The following is a 15876-nucleotide window of genomic DNA, read 5'->3' on the forward strand; positions in this document are numbered from 1 at the left end:
CGCGGCCGGCCGGGCTCCAAACACCACCTGCTGAGCGACGGCCATGGTATCCCGCTCGCTGTGTCGTTGACCGGTGGGAACCGCAACGACGTCACCCACTTGATGCCGCTGCTGGAGGCGGTGCCACCGGTCCGGGGCCGGATCGGCCGGCCCCGGCGAAGGCCCGGGCGGCTGCCGGCCGACCGCGGCTACGACCACGACAAGTACCGGCGCCCGGTCTGGGCCAAGGGCATCAGACCGGTCATCGCCCGACGCGGCACCCCGCACGGATCGGGACTGGGCCTCCACCGCTACGTCGTCGAACGCACCATCGGCCTGCTGCACTGGTTCCGCCGCCTGCGCATCCGCCGGGAGATCCCCGACGACATCCACGACGACATCCACGAGGCCTTCATGACCCTCGCCGCAGCCATCATCTGCTGGCGACACCTCGTCCGCTGATTCTCTTACGACCTCTAAGGCCGACCGCTCGGCACTCCTTAGCGATGCTTTCGTTCGCTGCCACATCTGTTCGCAGCTTCCTCATCCCCGTCCCCAAGCAAGACACATCAGAACGCTCAATGGCGGCAACGCTGCTCAACCCCGCTCGCTAAAGCCGTCGGCCAGTCGGTTGCTCCTCAAGCCTCGGTACCCCTCGACCGCGTCCATGAACGCCTCGACCTCATGCGCGGAGAACGAGTGCTGGTTGGCCTCGGTCACCATGTACCCGAAGTCGGCGAACGCCAGCAGGGGAAGCCCGCATCTGCGGGTCGAGCATCCGCTCGGCGTCCTGGCGCACCTCGGCCATCATCTTGCCTGGGTCGGCCGGGACCAGCTCGTCGGCATCCGGGTCGAAGAACACCGGATCATCCGGCCCCACCTCCCGGCCGAATTCGGCGCGGAACAACTCCTCCTGCTGCCGCAGCGCATCAGCGACCTGCGGCCCCGCCCGCATCGCCCGGTCTCACCGTGACCTGCCCCTGCGCATCGGTCACCCGCTGCACGAACCGCCGATCACCGGCACGCTGGTCCACCGCGCCGACATGCCGCTCGAACCGCTCCGCCAACCGCTTGGCCCGCCGCCGCTGCTTGACGTCCATCTTCTTTCCCGCCACGCCCACCAGCCTCCACCACAGGTCTGTCCAGTTAACGGGTCTGTCTCGTAGTCGTGGTGACGCTAGGTGTGCGTCTGTGATCACTGGGCGTGTTCGACGTCGACTCTCTTGTGGCAATGGTGTTTTCGGGGCTTGCGGCCGTGGTGGTCGAGGGCGTGTCTGACGACGTTGATGCGGTGCTGATCGCGGCGCGTACCAAGGACGATCGGTGCCCTGCCCGTTGTGCGGGACGCTAACGGCGGAGGTTCACGCCTATCACGGGCGGACGGTGGCGGACGTGCCAGTGGACGGCCGTCGGGTCGTCATGCACCTGCGCGTGCGGCGACTGGTCTGCCGGATTCTAGGGTGCCGACGGCAGACCTTCCGCGAGCAGATCCACGGGCTGCCGGAGCGCCATCGGCATCGGATGGTGTGACTGACCAGCCAACTGTCGGAACTAGCACGGAGTTATGCGGCCGTGCCACGGCCCTTCTTGCTCGTGTCCTGGCCACACCGATCTCGCGCGGTACGGCTCTGCGTCTGCTGCGGCGCCTCCCCGTACCGCAGCAGCCGGTGCCGACAATGATCGGCCTCGACGATTTCGCGTTGCGTCACCGCCACCGCTACGCCATCGATCATCATCGATGCCCAGACCGGCCGACGCGTCGCGGTGCTGCCCGACCGCGAGGCGGCGACGCTGGGGGCCTGGCTGCGTGAAGATCCTGGTGTCCAGGTGGTGTGTCGGGACGGATCTGCCGCCTACGCTGAGGCCCTACGCCGTGCTCTGCCCGAGGCGGTTCAGGTCAGTGACCGGTGGCATCTGTGGCGCAACCTCTGCGACAAGGTCTGCTCGAGGTCCGCGCACGCCGCCTGCTGGGCCGCCATCAACCCAATGCGCCCCGGCGGAGTACGCGAGCAGAGCCCCCTTGAGCGCTGGAACAAGTTCCACGACCTGCTCGGTCACGGCGTTGTCCTGCTCGACTGCGCCCGCCGCCTGGGCCTGGCTCGGAACACCGTCAAACGGGCACCCCGCACGCCTCAACCCACCACACTGCGCATCGCCACGCATACCTACCCTCGTCGATCCCTAGCGCGAACACCTACAAGCCCGCCGCGCCGCCGACCCCGCCTCCTGCAGGAGATCCGGGAACTGGGGTATTCCGGCAGCGCCAACCTGCTGGTCCCCTACCTCAACCAAGGCGGCACCGAAGGCGACCAACCCGTCACCACCGCGCGCCGCGCCAACCGCCTGCTGCTGACCGATCCTCAGCATCTGCGCGCCGAGGACACCGCCCTACAGAGAAAACCGCCGCAGCTTGCTTGGAGATGAGCCAGCTCGCCGCCCTGCTCACCCCCGCCGCGGGAAACGACCGCAAGCTCACCACCTGGATCGCCACCGCGTGCAGCTCTACCTCACCATTACGGATTCACCAACGGCCTCGAACTCGACCGAGCCGCCGTGAACGCCGGCTTCACTCTTCCGCACCACAACGGCAGCGCCGAAGATGTCAACACCCACACCGAACGACTCAGGAGGCAGATGCACGGACACGCAGGCTTCGACCTTCTCCGCCACCGCATCCTCCTCGCGGTGACTCAACCCAGCGTCACCACCGACTACGGGACGGAGCCGACTTTCAGACAGTCCCCCGTGACCGAGTGACCAGCGGGTGCCGAGGCCTCGGTTGAGGCATTGCAGCGATGTGATGGGGACTTGACAGCGTCACTAGTCAACCTCTTCCACGGCACGACCCAAGTAGCCACGCTTCACATACGCTGGGGTTAGGGGACAAGAGACCTAGGGGGGGCTGAAGTATGGAACAGGAGCGGCTGATCGAAACTGCAACCCGGATCTTCGCCGAACTCGGGTACGACGGGGCATCGCTGCAGATGATCGCAGAGGCGGCGGGGGACGACATCCACTCTGTTCGTCAGGTCGCGGAGACCAAGGCCGAGCTCTACCGGCAGGTAATGCAGCGTGCCCACACGGCCGAAGACGAGGCCATGCAAGACGCGGTCGCCCACTTCACACCCGACCGGCAGGGCATCAAGCTCCTTGCGGACGCGTTCCTGGACTTCTTCGCCAGCCACCCACAGGCACTGGCGTTGTGGCAGCACGGGTGGATGGGAGACGCAGCCGACGTGACCGGCGTGGACGTGTTCTATGTGCAACCCCGGTCGACGCAGATCGCTGACAAGATTCGTGACCGGGTACCACCCGACGTCGATCCCGACTACCTGGTGTGGAGCGTGATGTGGTGTGTCTACGGTTTCCTCAACACCGGTGCCGTCCACCAACACGGTGAACTACCACACCGGCACACGCCCAGCAGCGCCCCCCGCCGCACCGACACCCACAGTTTCCAGGCATTCCTGCATGTGATGATCGACCGAATGTTTGCATCGTCGCCCTAGCTGTTAGAGATTGCAACAGAGTGTGTGTGAAGCACGACTTTTGGTGACGGTCGGGTGTGGTGTGGGTGGGTGCGTAACTGCCGGTAGACGGTGGCGTCCATGAGGCGCGCAGGTGAAGTCTGGGGGGCGGCCGATGTCCAGCGCGCTCGCGCGGTGCCGGTCGCGCCAGGCGGCCGATGCGGGTTCGATCAGTTCCCCGCAGGCGTCGGACATGTCGCTGGGGTCGCGGCATTCGTGGGCGATGACAACGGCATAACGCCGCGCCGACGCCTCCGGCCAGAGACGCGGCGCTCAGGCAAGGCAGTCGACACCTCACGGTCACCGCTCCAGGACCGGACATGTCCCTCCGCGGAGACGCAGGCCCCGGTCGGGCAAGAAGGACGACCGGCTCGTGACGGATCCGACCGCTCCGGCCGAGCGTTGAGGTGCAACGGTCCGATGGGTTTCGCTTTGGTCCGGCACGGGCATGCCGACGGCGATCGGCACCCGGCCGATGTCGGCGTCGGGCCGCAGGTGGCCCCATTCTCCAGCCGGGGTTGCCCATGCCGGTTCCGCCCGCTCAGGAAACGTCGGACCGCCTCGCGGCCCATCCACCGCAAGTCATCGGGCGCGCTGCGGTCCCCACGCCACGGGGCCGAGGCGATCGACGAAGATCTCGGTCGGCCCGTCGGCGCCGAGCGTCGCGAGCTTGATGATCGAGTCAGTGCCCTGGGTGATCGTCAGCGCGCCGGTGTGGTTGTTCGTGTCGGTGGCGGCGAAGGTGTGGTTCGCGACCTCTCCCGGAGTGGCCACATTGAACTTGATCTCCGGAAGGGCCTGCGCGTACCGGACGGTGATCATGCTCAGCGCCGCCTTCGACGAGCTGTAGGCGATCTCATGGAGCTTCGAGATGGGCTGCTCCGGATCGGTCACGACCGCGAAGGAACCGCCAGCGCTGGACACCATCACACCGCGAATGGTCCGCCGCCCGCAGTAGGGAAAGGGAGGCGTGGGTAACCTTGATCGTCCCGTACACGTTGATGTTGTAGACGGAGTGGACCTCATCGGCCGTCGCATCGGCAGGGGCAACGCCCCCTCCTGACACTCCTGCGTTGTTGATCAGCACGTCCAGCCGGTCCGTGTACTCGCGGACGAGCCGGACGGCGGCGCCCACCGACTCGTCAGAGGCGACGTCGAGCGGGACCAGCACCACGTTCGCGCCATCAGCGGCCAGCTTGTCGGCGGCGGCCCGTCCTCGGCCCGCGTCACGCGAGCCGAGGAAGACCGTCCACCCCTTCGCCCCGAGCCGCCGGGCCGCCTCGAGCCCCAGTCCCTTGTCGCCGCCGGTGATCAGCACCGAGGTCTGTTCCGCGTTCGTCATGCCTCAACTCTCCTTCGTTGTCGGCTGACGAACAACAGACACCGGCGGCCCGAGCACCGTAACGCGCGCGCTTACGTGAACTGCGCCACAGGGGAACCTTGCAAGAGCACATCGACGCGGCCGTAAGCCGCCGGCGTCGGCCCTCGACCACGATCACGGGGTCGAGGGCCACCCATTGGCGCCAGGGTGTGCTGCCGGTTGTCCACAGGGGGACAGGTCCCCTTTTCGGCGCTACGGCGCAGAACGGCGAGGAAGGTCAAACCGAGCATCGCCGGGTGATGTGACGGTACCGGGCGTGGTAGAGCCGGAACTGATGCTGCGCCAGTCCCGCTTCTTGGTTGGCGGATTCGAAGCATTCCTCGATAGGCCAACGGGAACCGATGACCCGGACCAACTCCGGTAGCCCTCGCTTCCGCGGAGTCTAACGACCTCGTAAAGGGTTGTGGTGGCGGCGGAGTCCTTGATCGTTGGCAAGTCTGGATGGTCCGGTCGGTGGCGCGTGCGGTGGTCGTGGGGAATCGTCGGATCACCGGTCTGTCGCCGGCAGTGCCGGCCGAGTTGGTCGCGGAGGTCGGGCCCGTGTGGCAGGAGCGGCACCAGGCGGTGCTGGCCGCTCGTCCGCGGCGGCGGGCGGTGGGCGCCGGGGCGAAGTACAAACTGGTGTTCGTGGACCGGCTGCTGGCCACGCTGATCCATCTGCGTCACAGGGTGACCCACGATGTGCCGGGGTGCTGGTTTGGCATGAGCCGATCCACCATCACCCGCGCCATCGCCGACGTCCGGCCGCTGCCGGCTGACCGTGGCTGCACTGTCGAGCCGGGAATCCGGCTGCGCACACTGGCCGAGGTGATTCGAACACTTGGGCGCCGGCGGGCAGACCGCGATCATCGACGCCACCGGGGTCAGGGTCCGCCGACCGGCGGCCAAGCAACCGGACCGCAACGCGTTCGTCTCGGGCAAGAACAAGCAGAACGCGATCAAAGCCATGGTGATCACTGACGCCGACGGTCACCTGCTGTTGTGCGGCCAGGCCGAGCCCGGAAGCTGCGCCGACATCACCCAGGCACGCAAGTCGGGCCTGGTCGAGCTACTCGCTGCCGGTCCGCCGGTACAGATTCCGGCCGACGCCGGCTACCAGGGCCTGGGTGCCGATCTCGTCAACACGGCAGCGCCGCAAGAAGAGGCGTTCATTGAACTCGTCGACAAACGTTGCCGGTGGACGGGTACAAATCAGTCTTGGCGGGCTGAACGGCGGGTGTGAGCCCGTATGACTCTGCGATCAGCGTCGTGCCGTGACCGTCTCGTGGCTCACTGCTACATGGAGCTACATGGAGCGGGTGGATGTAGCGTTGAGAGTAGGGTCGTCCTGGGCTTTCTTTCGATGGGAGAGGCGCGCGTCGGAACGGCGCGCGCCTCTGTCGGGAGTCGTGTTGCTGGAGGTTGGGCGCTTTTCTCTCCGCCCTTTGGTGGGCTTCCTGTCGCCCCTGGTTGACTCCGTGATCCCGCGCCCGGCCTCATGGCCGGGGGAGTCTCAGTGGTCGTTGACGAACGTCGAGACGTGGCCTCTCCCACCGTTGCCGACGTAGAAGAGGCCGTACTCGTCGCCCTCGTAGAGGTTGTACGCCCCGCCCTGACTCGCGGTATGGATCACGCAGGGACCGCCGCTGGTCTTGTCTTTGGCCGTGTACGCGTGGCCATGATGGCTGTTTTCGGTGATGTCGTTGACCTTGACGATAGCCGCATGCCCGTTCGCTGACGTGTCGCACACCTTGATCTGGTCACCATGTTCCTTGACGTAGACCTTGACGCCCGTTGCGGAGTACACGTGTTCCCAGCCACCGCCGGAAGCCGGGGGCAACGTGGTGGCGGAGGCGTTGCCAGCGGTTGCCATGATGGCGGCAGTAGTTAGCGCCATGGCCCCTCCGAGGATACGAGCGATACGGAACTGCAAAATAGACTCCCTTTGAGAAATTTAGAGGTAATCAGATTTCGTTGAGTGAAATGTCCGATTGTCCTCCGTCTGCTAGCTCTTTCGTGTGTGGACGTTGAGTAGAACTGTCCGGGCATCAGTCGTCACCGCAATCAATGTGCCGGGAATTCTCGAGAGGTGAGGGCCTCTCCCGCGTCGACCAGTCCGGCCTACTCCCCTCAGGAAGGACAGAGGCACGCCGCCGCGAGGGCCTGGTCCAGGCTGCCGCGGTTGTGGCGGGTGGCCCCGGAGAAGCCTTGGTCGATGTAGACCCGATCGGCCGGACGCCGAGCGCGAGGATCTGCTCGGTCTGGACGACGATGTCCTGCTCTTCGGTGGAGCAGCGGGCGTACCCGACCCGGACGGCACCGGGGGCCTTGCCGGGGGACGTGCCAGAACCGGGAGCGTTCACGGCTTTCACGCGCTCAAATGTTCCGGATAGGGCCCCGTCACCGAGACGGTTCGCGGAACACTCTTGCTGAACACCCCGACCCGCAGCGCCACGCCGGCTGGCGGGTGTTGCGGTAGAGGACCCCCAAACGGAACACCCCCGGTACTTGGTCGCCCGCACCACGCTGATCGACCAGATCCCCGCCACCCATCCCGCCAACCAAAGCTCTGGGTGGACGGCGGTTACCGCAACACATCCTCGAACACCGCTACCGCTGGCATCGACATGCAGATCACCCAACGCCCACCCGGCGGCCACGGCCTCACCGCACTGCCGCGCCGCCCGGCCGTCGAGCGCACCCCGGGCCGGCTCATGCTGGCGGAGACAGCGTACGCGGTCGGGCGGGGGCTCGCCGACCGCGGCATCGAGTTCGTGTGCGTCGGTGGAGGCTCCGGCTTGATGAGGCCGGTGTCGCAGGGCGTGTCGACGGTTGCTGCCGGGTCTACGGCGTCATCCCGCGCTTCATGGTGCAGCCGGAGTGCGGGCGGTTCGGCCGTGAGCCAGACATGGAGACGACTGTCGTGTACAACCATGCACGAACGCAAGGCGCTGATGGCCGAACCAGCGCAGGCCTTTCTCACGCTGCCCGACGGGCTGTGCATGCTCGAGGAGCTTTTCGATGTGTGGACCTGGCAGACGCTGGCGCTGAACGGCAAGCCGATCGGTTTGCTCAACATAGATGGCTTCTGGGAACAGCTCGTCACGCTCCGCCGTGACATCGCAGACATCGGCTTTCTGGAGCACGTCACGATCGACTAGATGGTCGTGGGTGACCATCTCGACGACGTGCTGGATCGGATGGCTTCCGTGGCCGAGGCTTGGCGAGCACGCTGAAGATCGATTACGGCGGCGCGGGCCACAGCATATCTTCGGCGCCGTCCATGCCGCGGTGGCGGCTGCGGAGCGACTCCGGACGGTAGTAGCCCATCCATGGTTTCCGAACTTCTCGAGGTGAGTTCCCGTTATGCCACGCAGACGACACCACGCAAGGGGCATCGTCATGCTCGCCTGCGTGCCGGCCGTCGCGTTCGGACCCGCTGGCTGCCGGTCGCACGACGATCGGCCGCAGGACGATCAGCTGCAGGCCTCCAGGACGGCTGGAGCCGCACCCGTCGGTTCTACTGCGTACCCCGTTCCGCCCGGGGCCGTGTTCGTTGCCCCGGGCGGCGACGACCAGGCCGCCGGCACCAGGCAGGCGCCGCTGCGCACACTCGGCGCGGCCGTGGTGAAGGCGCCCGTCGGAGGGACGATCGTCTTGCGCGGCGGCGTTTACCACGAGAGCGTCAAGGTACCTGAAGGGAAGCAGGTCACCATCCAGTCGGCGCCGCACGAGATCGTGTGGCTTGATGGCAGTACGCCCGTCACCGGATGGCGGCAGGAGAACGGCGCCTGGGTCCGAGGAGGCTGGACCACCCGGCTCGACGCGAGTCCGACCTACACCAAGGGCGCCAAGCCGAGCGATGACCCGGCCTTCCAATTCGTGTCACCCGTCCATCCGATGGCCGCGCATCCGGACCAGCTCTGGGTCGACGGCGCAGCGCAGACCCAGGTCGGGTCACTTGCGGAGGTCAGGAAGGGCACGTTCTACGTGGACGAAACCGCCCAGCGTCTCTACATGGGCACTGACCCACGGGGACACGACGTCCGCGCGAGCACGCTCGGCAAGGCTCTCACCCTGCGAGCGGACAATTCGGCGCTCCGCGGCATCGGCGTCCGCCGCTACGCCACTTCGCTCCCCGAACTGGGCAGTGTGAGGATCACCGGCCAAGGCGCCACGCTGGAGAACGTTACGGTGACCGGCTCCGCGACGACCGGCCTCAGTGTGACCGGCACGAGCGCCCGCATCCGGCACGTCACCACTTCCGGCAACGGAATGCTCGGAGTGCACGGCAACTACGCCGACGATCTGCGGATGGAATCGGTGCGCACCGAGCACAACAACCTGGAGCACTTCCAGTACGCGCCGGTCTCGGGCGGCATGAAGATCACCCGGTCCCGGCGGGTCGCGCTGATCGACAGTGTGGTCGCCGACAACCTCGGCAAGGGCGTCTGGCTGGACGAGTCGGTCTACGACATCACGATCACGGGTGATCAGATCCTGCGCAACGCCGACCACGGCGTCTCCCTGGAACTGAGCGCGAAGGCGGTCGTCGCCCGCAATGTCTTCACCGGCAACGTCAATGACGGCCTTAACGTGAACAACACCTCGGACGTGCGGATCGAGAAGAACACGATGTCCGGGAACGGGCGCACCATCGAGCTCGTGCAGGACTCGCGAACCCCGGGCGACCCGCGCGTTCCCGGTCGGGATCCACGGAACGCCGTTCCGGATCCCGCGATGACATGGCGGATCGAAAAGATCACCATCCGCGGCAACAGACTTTCCCGCCCCCGGCCGGGCACCCCTTGCCTGCTCTGCATCCGAGGCGTGGTCCGCAGAAAGCCCGGCGGCGCCATGGGTGTCTTGGCCGACGGGAACGTCTACGTCCGCTCCGATCCCAGTACACCGCGGTCGCTCATCTCATGGTCGGGCCCGGCCGGGCCGGCGACGGAGTTCCAGAAACTCGCCCAGTTTCGTTCGGTCACGGGTCAGGAGACGCATGGCAGGGTCGAAGGCGACTGAACCCATCGCCAGGGGCTGCACCTCCGAACCATGACCGGACGGTCAGGCATGTGCGCTCAGGACTCGCATGGTGAGTGCGCTCTGGACCACGACAAGGAAAGAAAGAATGCAGAGCAAGTCTCGTGTCGGTGCGATTTCGCCGCTGCTTCACTTCCGGCGGATAGGGCCATCATGGCCGCGGCGCCCGCCGCGAATGCCAGTGGTTTCACATTCGAACATATTTCGAATCCCGACCCGCCGTACAAGAACTATTCGATCGCGGCCTACTGCGACGGCCGCTACGCTGGCAGGGCCGAGCGGAACGGCATGTCCTGGGATTGGTTACCCCGGTGACGCACTCCGCGCAGGGGACAAGAAGTAATTGGCCCTCGTATCCTCGTATACGCCCTGCGCTACTGTGCTCCGTCCCATCTGCGTCATGGTTTTCTCTTAGCCGGTGACCGCCTCCGTAACCCATCCTCGAGGAAAGGTATGACGAGCCGCTTCTTACGATCGTCCCACGCGGATCGTATTGTGCTGGCCTCGGTCACTGTGGGTACCGTGGTCAGTGCGTTCGTTGCCGTATTGCTGCTTGTCTCGATCAATGGGCATGGTGATCGAGCGTCCGCCGAGGGAGGTGGCGAGGCCACCGGTGCAGTGAAGGACAAGCCGCTGAAGTTGACGCCCTGGTCGCTGCCGTATGCGGACGGGCAATGGTCGATCACGTCCGACTCGTTGCGCGGGACGCTCTTCACCGGCGCGACCGTGGTCCGCGCGCTGGCCGACCGTCTCGTTGCCATGGACGTGGCCACCGGGCGTCGGCTGTGGGAGAGGCGCTTGCCGGCCACGCTGTGCCAGGCATCGACGATCGCCGACAGCGGACTCGGGATCGTCGCGTACGGAAGCGAGGAGGACTGCGGCACCGTCGCAGGGGTCGACCTCCACACCGGCAGGATCAGGTGGACGCGCTTCCTGCCCATCGACGACTCGACGATCAACAATGGGGAGCCCCAACTGGCACGCAGCGGCGACACCGTGGTGGCGGCGATGGAGCACCACCGGACGACCGCGTTCCGTGTGAGTGACGGCACGCAACTGTGGACGGAGACCGCGGCTCTCTACGGAGGAGGGGACTGCTACACCAACTCCTACACTGGTGGCCGCCGGCTCGTGCGGCTCGTATCATGCGTCACCAGCGGTTTCCACAGGCATGTGGTGGAACAGGTAGATCCGGGGACGGGCCGGACGCAATGGACCTTCCGGCTCCGCCGACCCGGGCTGCTCAAAGGTGTTCTGAGCACCGATCCGATCGTCGTCGACGATGAGGACCGTTCCGACAAGGCCCATCTGATGGTTCTCAGCGACCAGGGCACCGTGCGCACGGCCCTCGCCGAGGGCCCCGAGCACTCAGGACATCACCGAGTGGACGGGAACCCGTCCAGCAACATCCTGATCAGCGGAGACACGGTGGCGGTGGCGATGGAGCCCGAGGACGACGCCTCCACTGAGCAGAACACGATCGTGGCGTGGTCCATCACTTCGGGAAAGCGCCTGTGGGGGATTCGCGGAAGCAGCGACATGACGCGCCTGCACCCGGTTCCCTCAACCGCCGGTGGGTTGCTCGCCTATGCCGTCGGCCGGGTCAACGAGCGACCACAGCTGGTCCGTATCGATCCCACCAGCGGACAGCAGACCGTCGTCCGCCAGTACGATCCGGCGGTCGCGTGGGTAGGCACCGAACCGGTGCCGGCGCTTTACCGAGGTGTTCTCTTCGTCACCTGCGGTGGACTCGGCGTCGGCGGCCCAACCTCCACAGACCATGCCCTGGTCGCGCTCCCGGGCCTGTGATCGGGGCGAAGCGGGCACCGTTAGATCCGAAGCGGCGGGCTGCCGGGGGAGCCGGTGGCTGGACTGTCGCTCAGGAGGTCTTACTGAAACTGCAGGGTGACACACGGTTTGGCCGCGGGCTTGCGTGAGGCCCGGTCGGATGGGCCCGCACGACGGGGTCCGCCCGACGGGAGGGTGTCCGTGAACCGGCGAGGGAAGGGCGCGGGCCCGTACGCGGCTGGCCGGGAGGACGGCGGCCGTTCTGACCGTCGTCGCGCTGCTGGCGACGCTGCTCGGCATCGGCCAGATCGATCACGCGATCGCCGCCTCCGACGGTAGCGCCTGGCTGTGAAGCCGGGTGACGGGCGAGGCGGGACGGGTCAACCCCGACAGCGGCCGGGTCGAGCAGCGCTGCGAGGTACCCGATGCCCGCGGCCACCAGGTGCAGGTAACCGAGAATGATCAGAGCTCGATCTGACCGGCCCTGGATCTCCGGGCGTGCGGACATCGGCACGCGGGCTGCGATCCGCACCTGGCGATGGGAGCGACCGCCGCGGTCGTGATCGAGTGTGCTTCCGGCATGGTGCGGGTGTTGGATCCGACCACGTTGCGTTCGGTGGGTTCTCTTCTTCAGTTACCCGGCCCGTTGGCAGGCGGCGAGTTCGATGGCTCCGGGCAGCTGTGGGTCGCGCGCTGGCCCGGCAGGGCGCCGTCGCGGCGTTGGAGGTCACGGTCAATGGCGCTTCCGTGGCCCATGCCGTCGAGGTCACGGCCCCCGACAGCGCCCTTGTGCTGTGCGTGCTCGACCAAGGCGCCCTCGTCGTCGACCGCAGCGACCGTGATCTGGTGCTCGTCACCGGCAAGCACATCTGCCGGGTCGCCGCGCCGGTCCCGCTCGCCGGAGCGCTCGTACCCAAACGCACCTTCGCGCGCTGGCCGCGGTCACTGTTCTCAACACTGGTCGCTGGACCCCGCACGCACGCGCGTAGGGTCGTTTCTGTTGCGTGATCCCGTCGTGCCGTTCACGGGCAAGGTCCACGTGCTGGCGCGGGAATCCGGGCAGGTGCGGGTCCTTGACCCGGCAGGACGCGAGACCGGTGTGCTGTACCTGCTCGAAGGACGTGATGATCTGGAACTCCGAGTCCGCGAGAACAACCTGTTCGTCAACGCGCCGGGGAGCGGGTACGCCCTGGTCGTCGGAACCGACGGCCGGCCACGGACGGTGGGCAAGTACGGGCCGGGGCCGCCCGGCTGCGCCCGGCGGCGGAAACGGTCCGCCGCCCGTGCCAGCACGCCCGCGTCGTTCATCTTCCCGCCACCGTCGGACGCACTCTCCTCGAGCGGCGATCCATCCCGCGGGACCACGGTCCCGATGTGGCGACGGCGGCACCGGCGGTGACACGGGAGGCGATGGCGCGGCTGTCGACCTGGGCGTCTCCGCAAGTCTGGAAGCGTGCCCGGGCGAACGCTCCGCTTGCAAGTGTTGACGGGTCGTTTCGGTCCCGGCGATCAGTTTGGCCGCACTGAACGCCCCGGCGAGCACTATGGCGGCCACGGCAGTCAGCACGAGCCTGCGGCGCCGGCGCGAGGACACGGCCCTGAGCCGAGCGCTCATCGCCGGGGGGGAAGGGCCCGGGAGCCACCCATCCCGGTATGAGTTCCTGAACGGCGGACGGCGCGCAACGTCCGCGGCCTCACCGGGGCGCCGAGCAGACATCGTTGCAGAGAACGCCCCAAGGTTCCGGTGGGGGTTCGGCACCGGTTTCGGTTATACGGGACAGAGCGTTTCCAGCAGGTCCGCCATGCTCATCGGTTTCGTGCCGGCGATGACTCCCGGGCCGAAGACGTCGCCGTGTCCGGCGAAGAACGCGTGGACACGGTGAACCCGCTCGCCGCAAGCCCGTCGGCCAGTAGAGGGCCCTTGCGCCGGGGATGTCCTCATCGTCTTCCGGGGCGAGCAGGAACGCGGCCGAAGAAAAAATCTCGCCGCCCTTGGATAGACCTCGGAGAGGTGACGCGGAATCGACATCGAATACGGTCATGAACACTCGAGTGCTTGGTATTTATCGGGGGAGACGTGGGTGTCATGGCGCGACCATATGGGATGCGATACATCTACCCACGTCACTCTGCGAAAAGTCGTCTGGGTTTCGCCAGAAGCTTTCTGAAGGCTGTTGAATCGTTCTGCGCGTTGGTGTCTGCGGCATAGAGATAGGTGGCGGAGCCGACCGTGCGCGTGTAAGTGCGGATCGCAACGGTGTAGGCGCTGCTGTTGGCGATGTCGATGCCGGTGAAGAGGATCTGGTCTCGCTCTCGACCCAGTTGCCACTGGGCCGTGGGGAAGCCATTGGTAAGCTCGCTGACGAGTATTCTGGCGGTGTACCCGGTGGCGCTCCTGGCCATGACATAAAGGTATTGTGGGAGGTCGTTGCATCCAGTTCCTGACCGACCCGCCCGGCCGACCTGGGCTTCGCCGGTGCTGCCCAGCCCGACGCACGACCCCACCGCTGCCCGCATCCATGGCGTCATCGACGCGCTCACCAGCCGGTCGATCGTCTGTTACACCGACAAGGGACACGTCGGGGCGGGCGACGGGATCGGGATGCCCTATAAGCGCCGAAAGTGCCGCCCGCTCGGCAAATGCAAGAAGCTGTTCAACCGGAGCCACGCCCAGGTCAGCACGCCCGGCGAGCAGGGCGCCGCCACCCTCAAAAGCTGATCATAGATTCCGCGAAGCGCCGCTTCATGGAGAACTGCGGGGACTTGAACATCTCTGGCCCGGCTGCGGCCGACCTGGATCGGCTCAGAAGGGCTCGCTTGCCCCCTGTGCGTCACAGGATTGCAGACCCGCCCTCCGGTCTTGGAGATCGCGCAGCGGCTGAGGCTCAAGCCAGTCCGGATCCGTGGGGCGTTGGGCGACGTCTGCTCGCGGCTGGCCAAGCGGTCTACGACCGACACGTCCGGTGATTCTCCTCGGCTGTTGCCGATCGGGCAGCGCTCCCGACAGTAGGGATGAGGCAAGGAACCATGGATCCGGGCGATCGAATCCCAACACTGATCTCGGGGAAACCGGGTTGTCGCTCGGGATCTGCCGGCAGTTGTGAACGAGAGGGGTTCTGCATGAAGCATGCATACGGACAGAGCGATCAGCATCGGAGTCCGGAAGTTCAGCGAGAGAGCATGGAAACCGCTGAACGGTCAGAACTCAAAGTCTTTTCCTCTGTGAGCGTTTCTGGCGGGACTGAGGGTGACCGGGCCGAGGACGAGATGCCCGCGCGAGTGACCGCTGTCGAGCATCGCATGGTCACCGGTACCTGGGAGGTGACGACGCGTTGGCCGACGATGATCACCGGCGGACCCGTTGAACTCGTCATCAGGGCCAGCCGGGAGGCGAACCCCGAGTCGGTCGAGCGGGGAATCACGGTTGACACATTGCGTTCGATCCCACTGGCGAAGATGACTAGGGACGCCCAGGAGATGCTGAACTTGATGCAGAAAATGGAAAGAGAGTGTAATCTTTCTGAAGTGATCGAGGGGATGGCTAGCCAGATAAACTGTGCGGTACGGTCAGTGCCTCGGCCTGGGCGAGCGGGACGGTCGGACGACTTTTTCGCCCTGGTGGCTGCCTTGTACTCATGGTACGTCGACCTGGGGTATCCGAATCCCGTGCGGAAAATGGAAGACATTATCGGATGCAATTGGCGTGCGGTTGCGAACTGGGTTCGGCTAGCCAGGGTGAAGGGTATGCTCACCGAAGTGTCTCCTGGGCGGCGGGGTGGCCTGCTGACAACCAAGGCGATGCGCATCCTTGAATCTCAAGGCTACCATTTCAACGAAATTTTCGGGCAATATTTTCTGGTTGCACGCTGACCTCGCATGCATCTTCAGGTCGAAGACCTCTCAGTGAACCTTTTTCAGTGTGATGCGGTCTCGCGGAGTTGCAGGTGGCTTTGGCGAGGTGGCCGGCGCGGTGGGGGCAGCAGCGCAGTTTCCGTAGGATTCTCCATGACGTGAGTTGGGCGTTCGCGCGTTCGCCGGGTGCGCGGAGCGTGGCGTGTGCGCGGTTGGCGTCCTTTTGCGGCTGGGGCTTGTCGCGTCCCTTGTAGGGCGTGAGGATGTGCGCGCCGGCGCCCTGGTAGGCCTTGTCGGCCAGCACGAGCAGGCCGGTGGCGGCCAGGG

Annotated in this window: 14 protein-coding genes and 5 pseudogenes; 13 read left to right on the forward strand and 6 right to left on the reverse strand. The window is 66.2% G+C overall.

Going from position 1 to position 15876, the window contains the following annotated elements; all coding sequences use genetic code 11:
• From AB0C78_RS49245 to AB0C78_RS49260, 4 genes and pseudogenes are all read left to right on the forward strand, one after another.
• On the forward strand, window positions 1-441 hold a 441-nt coding region (locus tag AB0C78_RS49245; protein WP_360762299.1), incomplete at its 5' end, for a transposase.
• A gap of 205 nt (window positions 442-646) precedes the next feature.
• Complete coding sequence (locus AB0C78_RS49250) at window positions 647-952, forward strand: hypothetical protein (RefSeq protein ID WP_360762302.1); 306 nt, start codon at window positions 647-649, stop codon at window positions 950-952.
• A 261-nt stretch (window positions 953-1213) separates the two neighbouring features.
• Window positions 1214-2664 (forward strand): annotated as a pseudogene (locus AB0C78_RS49255) (ISL3 family transposase); the annotation flags it as partial.
• Between the two features lie 224 nt (window positions 2665-2888).
• Window positions 2889-3488: a TetR/AcrR family transcriptional regulator gene (locus AB0C78_RS49260; protein WP_151600374.1), complete on the forward strand. Its 600-nt coding sequence runs from the start codon at window positions 2889-2891 to the stop codon at window positions 3486-3488.
• 600 nt (window positions 3489-4088) lie between these two features.
• Here the strand turns inward: AB0C78_RS49260 and AB0C78_RS49265 are convergent.
• The 3 genes and pseudogenes from AB0C78_RS49265 to AB0C78_RS49275 all read right to left on the reverse strand — a co-directional run.
• Window positions 4089-4400 carry a hypothetical protein gene (locus tag AB0C78_RS49265; RefSeq protein ID WP_360762306.1) on the reverse strand — a complete coding sequence of 104 codons (312 nt, stop codon included), beginning with the start codon at window positions 4398-4400 and terminating at the stop codon, window positions 4089-4091.
• Window positions 4363-4848, reverse strand: coding sequence for an SDR family NAD(P)-dependent oxidoreductase (locus AB0C78_RS49270; protein WP_360762308.1), 486 nt, complete (start codon window positions 4846-4848; stop codon window positions 4363-4365). The genes AB0C78_RS49265 and AB0C78_RS49270 overlap by 38 nt, the downstream gene beginning before the upstream one ends.
• Before the next feature lie 242 nt (window positions 4849-5090).
• Window positions 5091-5242: pseudogene (locus AB0C78_RS49275) on the reverse strand (IS701 family transposase); the annotation flags it as partial.
• Between the two features lie 86 nt (window positions 5243-5328).
• Between AB0C78_RS49275 and AB0C78_RS49280 the strand changes: the two are divergent.
• Together AB0C78_RS49280 and AB0C78_RS49285 are read left to right on the forward strand one after the other, a co-directional pair.
• Window positions 5329-5595 (forward strand): annotated as a pseudogene (locus AB0C78_RS49280) (transposase family protein); the annotation flags it as partial.
• Between the two features lie 112 nt (window positions 5596-5707).
• Window positions 5708-6109, forward strand: coding sequence for a transposase family protein (locus AB0C78_RS49285; protein WP_360762311.1), 402 nt, complete (start codon window positions 5708-5710; stop codon window positions 6107-6109).
• Window positions 6110-6379: 270 nt separating this feature from the next.
• Here the strand turns inward: AB0C78_RS49285 and AB0C78_RS49290 are convergent, their stop codons facing one another.
• Window positions 6380-6799 (reverse strand): hypothetical protein, encoded by a 420-nt coding sequence (locus AB0C78_RS49290; protein ID WP_360762314.1) that lies wholly within the window; start codon window positions 6797-6799, stop codon window positions 6380-6382.
• A gap of 640 nt (window positions 6800-7439) precedes the next feature.
• Between AB0C78_RS49290 and AB0C78_RS49295 the strand changes: the two genes are divergently transcribed.
• The 5 genes from AB0C78_RS49295 to AB0C78_RS49315 all read left to right on the forward strand — a co-directional run bounded on the left by AB0C78_RS49295 (window position 7440) and on the right by AB0C78_RS49315 (window position 13096).
• Window positions 7440-8027, forward strand: a complete 588-nt coding sequence (locus tag AB0C78_RS49295; RefSeq protein WP_151600372.1) for an LOG family protein — start codon at window positions 7440-7442, stop codon at window positions 8025-8027.
• Between the two features lie 241 nt (window positions 8028-8268).
• On the forward strand, window positions 8269-9891 hold the full coding sequence (locus AB0C78_RS49300) for a right-handed parallel beta-helix repeat-containing protein (protein ID WP_360762317.1): 1623 nt from the start codon (window positions 8269-8271) through the stop codon (window positions 9889-9891).
• A gap of 540 nt (window positions 9892-10431) precedes the next feature.
• Entirely contained in the window at window positions 10432-11718 is a 1287-nt protein-coding gene (locus AB0C78_RS49305; RefSeq protein ID WP_360762320.1) for a PQQ-binding-like beta-propeller repeat protein, read from the forward strand.
• Between the two features lie 660 nt (window positions 11719-12378).
• Window positions 12379-12705 carry a hypothetical protein gene (locus tag AB0C78_RS49310; protein ID WP_360762323.1) on the forward strand — a complete coding sequence of 109 codons (327 nt, stop codon included), beginning with the start codon at window positions 12379-12381 and terminating at the stop codon, window positions 12703-12705.
• On the forward strand, window positions 12698-13096 hold the full coding sequence (locus AB0C78_RS49315; RefSeq protein WP_151600368.1) for a hypothetical protein: 399 nt from the start codon (window positions 12698-12700) through the stop codon (window positions 13094-13096). The genes AB0C78_RS49310 and AB0C78_RS49315 overlap by 8 nt, the downstream gene beginning before the upstream one ends.
• A 725-nt stretch (window positions 13097-13821) precedes the next feature.
• On the opposite strand, the gene AB0C78_RS49320 is transcribed toward AB0C78_RS49315, so the two are convergent.
• Entirely contained in the window at window positions 13822-14100 is a 279-nt protein-coding gene (locus AB0C78_RS49320; protein ID WP_360762326.1) for a hypothetical protein, read from the reverse strand.
• Between the two features lie 29 nt (window positions 14101-14129).
• On the opposite strand from AB0C78_RS49320, the pseudogene AB0C78_RS49325 reads away from it, so the two are divergent.
• Window positions 14130-14416 (forward strand): annotated as a pseudogene (locus tag AB0C78_RS49325) (IS5/IS1182 family transposase); the annotation flags it as partial.
• 401 nt (window positions 14417-14817) lie between these two features.
• Window positions 14818-15567 (forward strand): hypothetical protein, encoded by a 750-nt coding sequence (locus AB0C78_RS49330; protein ID WP_151600365.1) that lies wholly within the window; start codon window positions 14818-14820, stop codon window positions 15565-15567.
• A 76-nt stretch (window positions 15568-15643) separates the two neighbouring features.
• Here the strand turns inward: AB0C78_RS49330 and AB0C78_RS49335 are convergent.
• A pseudogene (locus tag AB0C78_RS49335) lies at window positions 15644-15876 on the reverse strand (transposase family protein); the annotation flags it as partial.

The sequence above is a fragment of the Actinomadura sp. NPDC048394 genome, assembly GCF_040651755.1.
GTDB classification, from domain to species: Bacteria; Actinomycetota; Actinomycetes; order Streptosporangiales; family Streptosporangiaceae; genus Spirillospora; species Spirillospora montaniterrae.

Excerpts from the sequence above, each read along its gene's own strand:
- AB0C78_RS49270 (WP_360762308.1), bottom strand. The coding sequence starts at position 4,848 with ATGACGAACGCGGAACAGACCTCGGTGCTGATCACCGGCGGCGACAAG.
- AB0C78_RS49320 (WP_360762326.1), bottom strand. The coding sequence starts at position 14,100 with ATGGCCAGGAGCGCCACCGGGTACACCGCCAGAATACTCGTCAGCGAG.
- AB0C78_RS49250 (WP_360762302.1), top strand. The coding sequence starts at position 647 with ATGAACGCCTCGACCTCATGCGCGGAGAACGAGTGCTGGTTGGCCTCG.
- AB0C78_RS49260 (WP_151600374.1), top strand. The coding sequence starts at position 2,889 with ATGGAACAGGAGCGGCTGATCGAAACTGCAACCCGGATCTTCGCCGAA.
- AB0C78_RS49330 (WP_151600365.1), top strand. The coding sequence starts at position 14,818 with ATGAAGCATGCATACGGACAGAGCGATCAGCATCGGAGTCCGGAAGTT.
- AB0C78_RS49300 (WP_360762317.1), top strand. The coding sequence starts at position 8,269 with ATGCTCGCCTGCGTGCCGGCCGTCGCGTTCGGACCCGCTGGCTGCCGG.